The sequence below is a fragment of the Phenylobacterium sp. genome (assembly GCF_044358365.1).
GTDB lineage: Bacteria > Pseudomonadota > Alphaproteobacteria > Caulobacterales > Caulobacteraceae > Phenylobacterium.
The window spans coordinates 1-11877 of the sequence record NZ_JBIKNZ010000090.1; the positions used below are offsets into that span (position 1 = coordinate 1).

The 11877-nt window shown below is 67.2% G+C and carries 8 protein-coding genes, 1 tRNA gene and 1 pseudogene; 3 read left to right on the forward strand and 7 right to left on the reverse strand.

Features of this window, described 5'->3' with window-relative positions; genetic code table 11:
* Positions 1-11 precede the first annotated feature (11 nt).
* The 6 genes from ACIQ3B_RS16705 to ACIQ3B_RS16730 all read right to left on the reverse strand — a co-directional run bounded on the left by ACIQ3B_RS16705 (position 12) and on the right by ACIQ3B_RS16730 (position 4992).
* The gene (locus ACIQ3B_RS16705) at positions 12-530 is read right to left on the reverse strand and encodes a UGSC family (seleno)protein (RefSeq protein WP_397404580.1); all 519 of its coding nucleotides are present in this window, start codon (positions 528-530) and stop codon (positions 12-14) included.
* 31 nt (positions 531-561) lie between these two features.
* Complete coding sequence (locus tag ACIQ3B_RS16710; RefSeq protein ID WP_397404582.1) at positions 562-2148, reverse strand: peroxiredoxin family protein; 1587 nt, start codon at positions 2146-2148, stop codon at positions 562-564.
* A gap of 22 nt (positions 2149-2170) precedes the next feature.
* Positions 2171-2265, reverse strand: a tRNA-Sec gene (locus ACIQ3B_RS16715).
* 66 nt (positions 2266-2331) lie between these two features.
* Complete coding sequence (locus ACIQ3B_RS16720) at positions 2332-2646, reverse strand: type II toxin-antitoxin system RelE/ParE family toxin (protein ID WP_397404584.1); 315 nt, start codon at positions 2644-2646, stop codon at positions 2332-2334.
* Positions 2646-2924 (reverse strand): type II toxin-antitoxin system ParD family antitoxin, encoded by a 279-nt coding sequence (locus ACIQ3B_RS16725; RefSeq protein ID WP_397404586.1) that lies wholly within the window; start codon positions 2922-2924, stop codon positions 2646-2648. The genes ACIQ3B_RS16720 and ACIQ3B_RS16725 overlap by 1 nt, the downstream gene beginning before the upstream one ends.
* A 103-nt stretch (positions 2925-3027) precedes the next feature.
* The gene (locus tag ACIQ3B_RS16730; protein WP_397404588.1) at positions 3028-4992 is read right to left on the reverse strand and encodes a SelB C-terminal domain-containing protein; all 1965 of its coding nucleotides are present in this window, start codon (positions 4990-4992) and stop codon (positions 3028-3030) included.
* On the opposite strand from ACIQ3B_RS16730, the gene selA reads away from it, so the two are divergent.
* The 3 genes and pseudogenes from selA to ACIQ3B_RS16745 all read left to right on the forward strand — a co-directional run bounded on the left by selA (position 4925) and on the right by ACIQ3B_RS16745 (position 10023).
* Positions 4925-6484: an L-seryl-tRNA(Sec) selenium transferase gene (gene selA, locus ACIQ3B_RS16735; protein WP_397404590.1), complete on the forward strand. Its 1560-nt coding sequence runs from the start codon at positions 4925-4927 to the stop codon at positions 6482-6484. The genes ACIQ3B_RS16730 and selA overlap by 68 nt on opposite strands.
* 80 nt (positions 6485-6564) lie before the next feature.
* A complete protein-coding gene (locus ACIQ3B_RS16740; protein ID WP_397404592.1) occupies positions 6565-8664 on the forward strand; it encodes a TonB-dependent receptor in 2100 nt (699 codons plus the stop codon).
* A 186-nt stretch (positions 8665-8850) separates the two neighbouring features.
* A pseudogene (locus ACIQ3B_RS16745) lies at positions 8851-10023 on the forward strand (dipeptidase).
* A gap of 15 nt (positions 10024-10038) precedes the next feature.
* On the opposite strand, the gene ACIQ3B_RS16750 reads toward ACIQ3B_RS16745, so the two are convergent.
* Positions 10039-11739, reverse strand: a complete 1701-nt coding sequence (locus ACIQ3B_RS16750) for a class I adenylate-forming enzyme family protein (RefSeq protein ID WP_397404594.1) — start codon at positions 11737-11739, stop codon at positions 10039-10041.
* Positions 11740-11877: the final 138 nt, after the last annotated feature.

Here is an 11877-nt window from a genome sequence, read left to right on the forward strand (position 1 = left end):
AGCCCGGCGTCCTAGACCGTCAGCGCCGCGATTACCTGTTCCAGCACCGCGCGGGCCTTGCCGCGCATCTCGTCGTCAGTGGCGTCCTGGATCGGATGGTCCACCAGCACATAGCGCGCGCCCTCCATGCCCAGCGCCTTGCGCTGAACCTCGGCGGCCTGGCCAAATTCGCTGGAGGCGATGGTCACCGCCGGAAGTCCCTGGATCTCGAACCACACAGTGTCGTGCAGACTGCACGTCGTGCATGATCCTCAATCGGCCAGGCCTTCCACCAGAACCGCGCACTCGGCCTTGATCTTCAGGCGCAGGTCCGACGGGCAGGGCTTGGTGAAGGTGGGCTTGGCATAGCGCTTGATCTCCACCTTCGGATACCGGGCTGCCATCAGCACTTCCAGCTCGTCCAGCAGGATGTTGCCGCGGGGCTTGGCGATATCCAGCAGCCCGATCACACCGGTGATATCGCCCGTTCGCGCGGTGATCTGGCGCTCGACGGGGACCCGCTCATCGGTCGGGTCCAGAATGGTCGTCATCGACATCCTCCCTGGTTCAGTCCTGAGGCTATCAGTATTCGATTTTGCGGGAAACGCTGATCGATCCCATCGGTCCGGTGACCCAGCCGTGGAAGGCGGCCGAGAACTTTCCGGCGTCTGACCCCGCCACCACGATGTGGATGTAGGCGTCGCTGGCGAACTTGGAGACCGGCGTGTCGAGCTGCGCGTCCGTCATCTTCGCGGCCATGGCCTGGGTAATGCCGGCGCCCGAGATCTCGTTGGCCACCATCTCGCGCATGGGTCGCGTCGTCACTGCCTGGATGCGTTCTCGCAGACGCGCCTTGGAGTAGGGTCCCTCGCTGGTCAGGGTGGCGACATGTTCGGGACAGACCACCAGCAGGGCGTCGGTGTGCATCCGCCGGATCTTGGACAGGAACATGCTCTCCAGCCCCAGGCCCAGCGTGCCGCCCATCTGGTCGGGTCCGCGGGACTCCTGATCCACGATCTGGACCGGGCCGCTGGTCATGGCGAAGGCGGTGACCACCGAGTCCTCGGCCTTGAAGCCGCGCTCCACATGCAGCGGATCCCAGGGCGAGCCCTCCTCCCACTCCGGGAAGCACATGGTGAACTTCATCGGATTGCTGAGCGTGGAGCGGTCCACGCCTCCCGGCTGTGCGCCGCCGACATTGCGCACCACCAGCCTGAGCGCCCGGCCAATGGTGGCGTTGGCGCGGCTGCCCGGCCCCAGCGCTCCCAGCCTCATGTTCATGCCGATGCGTTCACGGATCGGGCCATTGACCACCAGCACCGGCGAGGCGCCCATGGTGGTGGCGGTCACGCCATGCATGTTGAACTCGTCAGTGCAGACGGCCTCGACGGCGGCGATCACCACCGGCAGGTACTCGGGCTTGCAACCCGCCATCACGGCGTTGATGGCGATCTTCTCCACCGTCACCGGCGCCATGTTGGGCGGTACAACGGCCACGATATCCTGCGGCGCGCGCGGTGTGCCCGCCAGCATGCGGATCACCCGCTCGGCCGTGGGCGGGATCAGCGGCAGGCCGTCGCTGAAGCCCTGGTCGAACATGAACTCGGCGATGTCGTCAGCGGTGGCGATTTCGATCCGCCGCGCCCGGATCGGGCTGTCGTCGGCCTCGGCCTGTAGCTTGTCATGGATCTCCGGGTCCAGGTGCTTGGAACCGCAGCCGGGCCGCCAGTCCGGCAGGTCCGCCCAGGCGATGACGGCGGGGGCGGCGTCGAGATCGGCGGCGATCTGGCGGTCCAGCGCCTGCCACTCCTCCCGTACAAATCCTTCCAGCTTGGTCTTCACCACGCCATCGGCGCCGATCCAGTAGACCGCCGGAACAATCTCGAAATCCCAGGCGAAGGAGGTCTTGCACGCGCTGTCGTCCAGGAACGGCAGGGTGAAGCCGTGGCGATCCTGCAGGATATCGTTGCCCTCGCTCGACTGGCCCAGCACCAGCACGTCGGCGGCCTCACCCCACGCCAGGTGAAACGCCTGCAGCAGCGGCGCCGCCAGATTGCAGGTGTGGCAATCCTCCTTGATGAAGGCGATCAGGCTTGGCCGCGCCGTCGGGAACCGCCGGGTCTGGCCGGCGCGGTCGGTCAGGGCGAAAGGCGGGCAGGGCACGGTCATCGAACGGATCTCATCACAGGCTTGGCGGAGATGGATGGGAATCGAACCCACCACACGCCTTTTGGACGTGTCACTGGTTTTGAAGACCAGGGAAGCCACCAGACTCCAGTCACCTCCAGACGAGATGACAGTAGGACGGGATGCGCCGGGACGCGAACGACTTTCTGGTGGCGTACTCTTGCCTCACGGCTGCGGGTTACCTGTCAGCATACTCTCGAAATCCTGCCCACCATTGAAAACACCGACAATCGTCACCAAACCCTCGCCAACCGCAAAGGCGATCACGACTCCCCGAAACGCCAGGGTTCGAAGACTCGGTCGAATGTCGTTTCGCGGTGCACCGCGTTCAGGGAACCGGCTCAACTTTTCACATTGATCCAGGATTTTGCCGACGAACCGCTCAGCTGTGCGCGGCGATGCTTCAACAGCAATGTATCTGTAGAGCGCGATCAGTTGAGCATCAGCCTCGGGAGAAACGACTATGCGGTAGTCCGCCATCAGGCTTTTGGGGCCGCGCGATCATGCTCCTGCGCCAGATGCGCCCGCACCTCCCGGAGCGACAAGCCACGGCCAGGATCCGCGGCCATGGCGTCATAGGCCTGGACCACGTCGGTTTTCAGCCAGGCTTCGATGGCGCGGTCGCGCGCCTGGAGCGCGCGAAGCCCCTCACGGATGACCTCGCTCTCACTGGCGTAGTCGCCGGACGCGACCTTGGCCCTGACGTCTGCCGCCATCTCATGGGGAAGGGTTACGCTGAACTGTTGGGTTGATCGCATGGATAGCCCTCGCCTCAGTAGGATTTAATCATATTGGACGTTCCACTCAAGTGGGAACCCTGCTTGAGCGCCTTTCGGCGCCACCGTGACTGCAATTCCGTGCCTACGCTTCCACGACCCTGCGCACATCCCCTTCCCGCGTCGTCCGTCCCATCTCGTCCAGATACTCCAGCACCGGCACGATGAACTTGCGGCTGGTGCCCAGCGCCGCGCGGGCCTCGCCGGTCGTGAAGGCCAGGGGCGGCGGGAAGGCGGAGCCCAGCGTGGCGACGGCCTCGTCGAGGCTGACGGGATGAAACACCAGGGTCTGGCGCAGCGACACATTGCGCAGGGAGATCGCCCGGCCGTCCTCGACCAGTAGCTGGAGCAGGTCGGCCAGGCCCGGATCACCGCCGGTCAGGCTTGCAGGGTCGGGTGGGGTCAGGCCGCCCTCGCGCAGGGCGACCTCCAGATCGTCCAGTTGGCTCAGGGCCCCGGGCGAAAGCGTGGCCAGAGGATCGTGTCCGTTAAGGGCCACCCGTCCAGCGTCAAGGCGGATGGCCCCCTCGGCGGCGAGCGCGCGTTCGACGGCGCTGATAATGTCCCGGGCGGTGTGCCGGGCGAACGCACCCCGGATATCGCCCACGGCTGCCATCCGGCGGGTGGGCGTGGCCCGATGGGCGGCAGCCAGAAGGTCGAGGTACGCGGTGCGCGCAGCCGCCAGGGCGTCACGTGCCGCGAAGCGGCCGTCGCCCAGATCCTGATAATCAAGAGCGAGGTTCAGCTGTGCCGCCGGCGCGTCGCACCGCCCAAGCCGGGTCAGCTCAGCCATCGCGAGTGTGCCGCCATCCCGCGCCGCCAGCTGGCCGGCTATTTCCTGGATGTCGCCGGTCGTTGCGGCCTCCAGCACGGCGCGGCGCAGGCCGGGCCGCCCCCGATAGACCGGCGGATCAGGGTCCAGGACAATGACGCCGCCGATCGTCGCCGCCGGTGACAGGCGCCGCAGCACGCCGCGCTGGCCCGCGTAGGCGATCACGGGCGATGCAAATCGAAGCTGGGCGAAGTCGTCCGCGCCTGGCTTGATGACCCCGGCGCCCATCAGCCGTACCGAGGCGACATCCTGCCGCGCGCCCCACATGAACCTGACCTGATCGAGGTGTTTCAGCGGGCGGGGCGCACCTGCGTCCAGCGTCAGTCGCACATCGACCTGGCTGGTGGCGGTGAAATGGCCCGGCGAACACAGCACGTCGCCGGCCCGGACCTCGTCCAGCGTGACGCCGCGCAGACCTACCGCGACCCGTCCGCCGGGCGGGGCGGCTTCGACGGTCCGGCCATGAACCTGAACCTGGCGCAGGCTGACGCTGCGGCCGGACGGTTCCAGCACCATCCGCATGTCCGGCGTCAAGGGCTGGCCCTGAAGCACGCCGGTCACGACCACGCCGGCGCCGGGAACCGTGAAGGCGCGGTCGATGGGCAGGAAGGCGCCGGGCAGGGCGGTCGGCGGCGGCGCTGTGGAGCGGAGGGCGTCAATCGCCGCGTGGAGTTGGTCCAGGCCCTGCCCGGTCAGGGCCGAGCAGAAGACCACCGGCGCCCCGGCCAGGAAGGTTCCGGCCAGCGTCGCCTGCATGTCCGCGCGCCGCTCGGCCTGCAGATCCGGCGACGCGAGATCTGCCTTGGTCACCGCGACCAGGCCGACCCTGAGACCCAGAAGCGCGGCGATCTGCAGATGCTCCCGTGTCTGCCGGCCGAACCCCTCGGTCGCCGACACCACCAGCAGGACAGCGCGGACGCCGGTCATGCCCGCGACCATCGCCCGGATGAAATCCTCATGGCCGGGGGAATCGATGACGTCGATCTCGCCCGATGGATAGCCGCGCCAGGCGAACCCCGGCGTGATCGACAGGCCCCGCGCCTGCTCCTCCGGCAGCCGATCAGTCTCGATTCCCGTCATTGCGCGCACCAGGGCGGTCTTGCCGTGGTTGACGTGGCCGATGACGCCCAGGGTCAGGGATGCAGTCGGAATGTACGTCTCCCCCGGGCTGGTGACGATCAGGAGGTTCGACAGTAAGGCTCCGGGAGGCCGGTTCAAACGGCCGAGTTATCGGCGGTCCCTTGCCCGGGCGGCCGCCGGCTCGCTACAACAATATCTTACAGGAGACAGACCCGTCGCCCGCCAGGCCCCCAAGCCCGTTCATCAGGATCCGCGTCGGCGTCTGCCGGCGGTGGGCGCGATCTGCGCTGATCCGGTGGCCCTGGAGCTGGGCAAGCGGTTTGGCGACGCCGCAGTCACCCGGACAGTGCGTGCGGCGCTGGCCGATGTTCGCGAACGCCTGCTGAGCGATGCTCCCCTGATCCCGACCGTGGCCTCCCTGCTGGACGAGGTGGAGCGGCGGCTGGTCGACACCGCCCGCGAGACGCTGTTCGGGGTGGTCAACGCCACCGGCGTGGTTATCCACACCAACCTCGGCCGTGCGCCGCTGGCGCCAGAGGCTGTAGCCGCCATGACGCTCGCCGCGGGATACGGCAATCTGGAGCTAGACCTTGAGAGCGGGCGGCGCGCCTCGCGACATGATCATCTGGAGGCGCTGATCGCCGGCGCAACCGGGGCTGCGGCCGGCCTTGCGGTCAACAATTGCGCCGGCGCCGTGGTGCTGGCGCTGGCGGCGCTGGCCGCCGGGACACCTGTGATCGTGTCGCGGGGCGAGATGGTCGAGATCGGCGGCGGCTTCCGGGTGCCGGACATCGTGGCCCAGAGTGGCGCGCGGCTGGTCGAGATCGGGACCACAAACCGCACCCATCTGCGGGACTACGAACAGGCAGTGGCCGACCACCCCGAGGCTCGGGTGATCCTGCGCACGCACCCCAGCAACTACCGGATCACCGGCTTCACCAGCGCGCCGTCGCTGGAGGCGCTGGCCGCCTTCGCCCATGCGCGGGGCCTGTTGTTGGTGGAGGATCTCGGGGGCGGCGCCCTTATCGACCTGGCGCCTTACGGGATCGAGGGAGAGCCGCGGGTACAGGAGAGTGTGAAGGCGGGCGCTGATCTGGTGATCTTCAGCGGCGACAAGCTGATGGGCGGGCCTCAGGCCGGAATCATTGCCGGACCTCGTGAGCTGGTCGAGACCCTGGCCCGCCACCCGCTGGCGCGCGCGCTTCGGCTCGACAAGCTGTCACTGGCGGCGCTGGCGGCGACGCTGCGCCTCTATCGCGCACCTTCCGATCCCACCCTGCGGGTGCCGGTGTTGCGGATGCTGACCCAGCCGGGCGACGTGATCCGGGCGCGGGCCGAGATGCTGGCCGCGATGGTGCGCGACGTTGGCGACCTCCAGACCGAGGTGATCGAAACCCGGAGTTATGCGGGCGGCGGGGCCATGCCGATGCACGCCCTGCCGGGCTACGCGCTCAGCGTTCAGACGCCGGCGATGAACGCGGAGGCTCTGGCGCGCCGACTGCGCACAGGGCCGGTATCGGTGGTCGGCCGGATCGAGCGGGACCGGGTTCTGCTGGATCTTCGCACGGTGACCGACGGCGAACTCGAAGCCCTCTCGGCAGCTCTTCGGCGCGCCTTGACGCCGGGCTGACCGGCGCCTGCGATTCCGGGTTTGTTTTTGTTATGATATAACATATACCCGTAACCGATCAGTCTGTTGCGGTGACCCTCATGAATCTGAAGATCTGTCTGTTGTCGGCTGTCAGCGCGTCCACGCTGGCGACCGCGCCTGCGCTGGCAGAGGAAAAGCCGCTCAACGAGGTGTCGGAAGTGGTCGTCACGGGCGCCCCCTATGCGGTCTCGCTGGATTCCACCACCACCAGCGTCAACATCGTCAACCGCGCGCAACTGCAGGCCGCGCCTGCCGTGGGCCTCGGCGATACTCTCAACGGCATGCCCGGATTGCGCTCCACTTTCTATGGCCCCGGAGCCAGCCGCCCGATCATTCGCGGTCTGTCGGGACCCCGCGTTCAGGTGCTGCAGAACGGCGTGGGCCTGGTCGACGCCAGCTCACTCTCGCCTGACCACGCCGTGGCATCGGAGCCCAGCGAGGCCACCCGGATCGAGGTGTTTCGCGGCCCGGCGACCCTGGCCTATGGCGGCTCGGCCATCGGTGGCGTGGTCAATATCATCGATGACAGGGTGCCCTCGTCGGCGGCGAAGGACGGACCCGAAGGCCACCTCTCGGCCTCCTACGGAACGGCCGACGACAGCTATGCAGCCTCGGCCAACCTCAAGGCCGGCAAGGGCCCCTGGGTGGTTGTGCTGGATGCGGTCAAGCGCAGGAGCCAGGACTATGAGGCGGGCGGTCGCGCCGTGTCGGATATCCTGACGGATGCAACTGGCGAGACGCCGCTGCCTGGCGACAGGGTGCTGAACTCCGACGTCAGCCTGGAGGCCTATGGCGTCGGCGCCTCCTGGATCGGGTCCGACGGCTACATCGGTCTGTCGGTCAAGCGCACCGAGACCCGGTACGGCGTGCCCTTTCCCCAGATCGTCTTCACAACCCCGCCGGAGGAAGGCCCGGTCTACATTGACCTGAAACAGACCCGCGTGGATTTCCGGGGCGAGCGGGGTATCGAACTTGGCCTGTTTGATCGGGCGCGGTTCTCCGTCGGCTATGCCGACTACAAACACGCCGAGGTGGAGGTCGCGAGCCGCGCGGTGGGCACGGTCTTCCGGTCAGAAGGCGCTGAAGGTCGCGTGGAACTGGTGCAGCGCGAGCGCGACGGATGGCAGGGCGCGGTCGGATTCCAGGGACTGCTGCGGGACCTTGAAGCAATCGGAGACGAGGCCTTCATTCCGCCGGTACAGATTGACGAACTGGGTGTGTTCACGCTCCAGCGCCTCGATCTCGAAAGCTGGGGCCTGGAGGGCGGCCTGCGACTGGATCGGCGCAGGCTGGACGCTTCGCTCGTCGGACGACCCACCAGTCCAGCAGCGCGGGCCAACGGCCTGAACTGGGCGAGCGCCGACGCCAACCCAAGCTTTACGAACGTCTCGGCGTCCGGCGCGGTGTTCTGGCGGCCGACGACAGACACTTTCCTCAGCCTCAGCGCGGCGCGCAGCAGCCGGGCCCCCACCGAGTTCGAGCTCTTTGCCGATGGCCCGCACGCGGGCACCGGAGCCTATGAGGTCGGTGACCCGACGTTCCGGTCCGAGAAAGTCACGTCACTTGAGCTGACGGCACGATGGGAGAACGATCGGGCCCGCGCCGAGGCCCATGTCTATCGGGCGCGCTACAACGGCTTCATCGAACAGGCGCCCACCGGGGATATGGTCGATGACGCGGGGGTGATTGACCCGGATGGCGAACTACCGGTGTTCCTGTTCACCCAGTCCGACGCGACCTTCTACGGTGGCGAGATCGAAGGATCCTACGCGATCTGGCAAGGCGCCGGGCGCAGCCTGTCGCTTGAGGCCGCCTATGACTATGTCCATGGCAAGACCAACGGCGCGGCGATCGCCCGCATACCGCCCTGGTCCTTCACCGGTCGTCTTGTCTGGGCCAGCCCGCGATACGATGGCCAGCTTGAGGTTCGCCGCGTGGGTGAACAGGATCGCGTGACCACGTTCGAACTGCCGACCCGGGGCTACACCGTTGTCAACGCCCGGATCAGCTACAAGCCCGTGGAGGACCGCGACCTGCGGGTGTTCCTCGAAGGCCGGAATCTGACGGATCAGGTGGTGCGTGAGCACGCCTCATTCCTGAAAGACATCGCGCCGTCACCCGGGCGTACGGTGCGGGTTGGTCTTGCCCTGAACTTCTGACCGCCTGCTGAGCAGGCATCTGCAGAGATCAAGGGACCAATGGCCTGTGACGCCTTGATCTTGGCGGCGCCGGGTGATCTGCATAAGGACTCCGGATCTTGCCGGACAGTATCCGGGATCATGATGCGGTTGCGACCAGTGGTGGGCCTGTTGGCCGGTCTTGTGGTGATGTCCTTGTCTGCGGCGATGGCCCAGGCCGTATCGTCGTCGGATGCTAGGCTGCATGCGCGGCTGGTGACACTCGACACCCACCTGGACACGCCCGCCAATCTGGAACGCGGCGGCTTCGACATAATGCGCGCCCATCCCGAGCAGGGCCCGTTCTCCCAGATCGACGTGCCGCGTATGCGGGCGGGCGGACTGGACGGCGGCTTCTGGGTGATCTTCACGCCGCAGGGGCCGTTGACCGCAGCCGGCTAAGCGGCCTCTCGCGACACCGCCATCGGTCGGGCGGTGAAGATCTGCGAAATGGTGGCGGCGAACCCGCAGACTTTCGTCCTGGCCACCAAGGCCGATGAGGCCGCGCCCATCGCGGCCGCCGGAAAGATCATCGTCTACCAGAGCATCGAGAATAGCTATCCGTTGGGCGAGGACATCAGCCTGCTGAAGACCTTCTATGGGCTGGGCGTGCGCATGGCGAGCCCGGTCCACACGCTCAACAACCAGTTCGGCGACAGCGCCACCGATCCCGTCAAACGCTGGAACGGGCTGAGCCCGCTCGGTCAGGCCTGGCTGGAGGAAGCCAATCGCCTTGGCATCATCGTCGATGGTTCGCACGCCTCGGACGATGTGATCGACCAGCTTGTCGCCCAGTCCAGGACGCCGATCATCCTGTCCCACCACGGCGCCAAGGCTGTCTTCGCCCACCCGCGCAATCTGGACGACGAGCGCCTGAAGAAGGTGGCGGCGTCCGGCGGCGTTATCCAGATCAACTCGCTCTATGTGGCCCCCACCACTACGACGCCGGAGTTCCGGACAAAGCAGGGCGCCTTGCGGGCCCGGCTGGCCAAGTGGTCCCAGTTGACCTCGGCGGAGCGGACGGCGCTGTCGAAGGAGATCGCGGATCTCGACACGGCCTATCCGAACTGGCGCGCCTCGTTCGAGGACGTGATGGCGAACCTGCTGCATGTGCTGAAGCTGGTCGGGCCGGATCACGTCGGGCTGGGCGCGGACTGGGACGGCGGCGGCGGGGTCAAGGGCATGGAAAGCGTGGCCGACCTGCCCAAGATCACCGCGCGGCTGCGCGCCGCCGGCTATTCCGAAGTCGACCTGCAGAAGATCTGGAGCGGCAACTTGCTCCGCCTCCTGACCCAGGCCGACGCCTATCGCGAAAGTCTGGCTACGGCGCAGGGCAAGTAGCGGTGGGCGTCGCCGTCAGCCGGCCGCCACGCCCAGGTCCTTGAGCGCCGCTTCCCGCAGATCTCGTTTCAGAATCTTGCCGGACGCGGTGCGGGGCAGGGGCTGGTCGGCGAGCAGGATGTAGCGGGGGACCTCGAACCGGGCCAGATGCGCCTGCAGGAAGGTGCGCAGCGCTTCGGGATCCAGACCAGGCGCGCCGTGGACCGTGGCGCCGACCTCCTCGCCCAGCCTTTCGTCCGGCACGGCGTAGACGGCGGCTTCGTGGACGTCCGGGTGCAGCAGCAGGGCCGCCTCGACCTGGCCGCAGCCGATGTTCTCGCCGCCCCGGATGATCAGGTCCTTGATGCGGTCGACGATGAACAGGAAGCCCTCGTCATCCAGATAGGCCAGATCGCCGGTCCGGAACCAGCCATCCTCGAACAGGTTGGCGTTGACGTCAGGCCGGTTCCAGTAGCCGAAGAAGACCGAGGTGCCGCGCACAAGCAGCTCGCCGCGTTCGCTGGCCGGAAGGCTGTGTCCCTGCTCGTCGACGATCTTGAGATCCAGCACTGCCGAGCAGCGCCCGGAACTGGCCGGACGCTCCAGGTAGTCCGGCCCACCGATCCCCGTACCGATGGCGTTGGTCTCGGTCATGCCCCAGCCGGTATTCGGCAAGGCCTTGCCGAACGCGCCCTCGATCTGCTTGACCTGTTCCGGCGCGCGCGGCGCGCCGCCGCCGCCAACGGTAAGCAGGCTGCTTAGATCACGCGACGTGAGCCTGGCCGCCCGCACCAGATCGCCGGTCATGGCGGCGGGCGCGGTGAAGGAGGAGATCTTCTCGACCTCGATCAACTCCGCCGCCCGTTCCGGGTCCCAACGGTACATGCAGACGAGTTTCCGCTGGGCGCGATAGGCCTGCAGGAAGATCGCATTTGCGCCGGTGACGTGGAACAGAGGCACGGCCAGCAGACCGGCCGGCTGAACGACCGGCGGTTCAGGTGCAATCCCGGCCAGCTCTGCGCCGACCACCAGATCCAGCTCCCAGGAGAACAGCGCCGAAAGGACGTTGCGATGGGTCGAGATCACGCCCTTCGGGTGGCCGGTCGACCCGGAGGTGTAGAAGATCATGGCGTCGTCGTCAGGCGCGATGCTGGCGGGTGGCATGTCGACGTCGCCGGCAGCCGCGAGCAGGGTGTTCAGATCCGCGGACCCGACCGACTCTGTGGCCCGCACCGCGATCACCTTCACGTCGACGGGCTTTGCGACCTGGGCCAGGCGATCCAGCCGCTCCTGGTCCGCGAACAGCACCTTGGCGCCACTGTCGCTGAGGCCGTAGGCCATCTCGTCCGGCTGCCAGAGCGCGTTCATGGCCACCGCGATGGCGCCGATGGAGGTCACCGCCATGAAGGCCAGGATCCACTCCGGATAGTTGCGCATCGAAATGGCCACCCGGTCGCCGGGCTGGACGCCGTAGTCCTTGACCAGCAGGCCGCCGATGCGACCGGCCTTGGCCCAGGCCTCGGCGAAGGTCAGCCGGTCAGTCTCGTAGACGATGAAGGTCTTGTCGCTGACCGCATCGGCAAAGAGTTCACGCAGCGAGGCCGGCGCATTCTTGAACACCCGTAGCGACCGGCCCCGGATCATCATCTGCTCGAGTTCGTAAAACTGCCCTGGCGCGGTCAGGGCGGCGATCGCCTCGGCGCGGGTGGCGTACTTGGGCGTAGGCGTATCAGCCAAGGGTCTGGCTCCAGGTTTCCGGATGGGCGTGGGATCGGGGGCTAGATGTGGAGCCTCAATAGGTTGTCCGCGTCGAGGCCGAGTCGGCTGATGGGTGTCTGGGACTTAATCCCGCCGTGTGGCCGATGCCAGTTGTAG

What these genes read in the sequence shown, in the direction of transcription:
- ACIQ3B_RS16710 (WP_397404582.1), bottom strand. Translation starts at nt 2,148, where the DNA reads ATGACCGTGCCCTGCCCGCCTTTCGCCCTGACCGACCGCGCCGGCCAG.
- ACIQ3B_RS16725 (WP_397404586.1), bottom strand. Translation starts at nt 2,924, where the DNA reads ATGCGATCAACCCAACAGTTCAGCGTAACCCTTCCCCATGAGATGGCG.
- ACIQ3B_RS16720 (WP_397404584.1), bottom strand. Translation starts at nt 2,646, where the DNA reads ATGGCGGACTACCGCATAGTCGTTTCTCCCGAGGCTGATGCTCAACTG.
- selA (WP_397404590.1), top strand. Translation starts at nt 4,925, where the DNA reads ATGTACGTCTCCCCCGGGCTGGTGACGATCAGGAGGTTCGACAGTAAG.
- ACIQ3B_RS16740 (WP_397404592.1), top strand. Translation starts at nt 6,565, where the DNA reads ATGAATCTGAAGATCTGTCTGTTGTCGGCTGTCAGCGCGTCCACGCTG.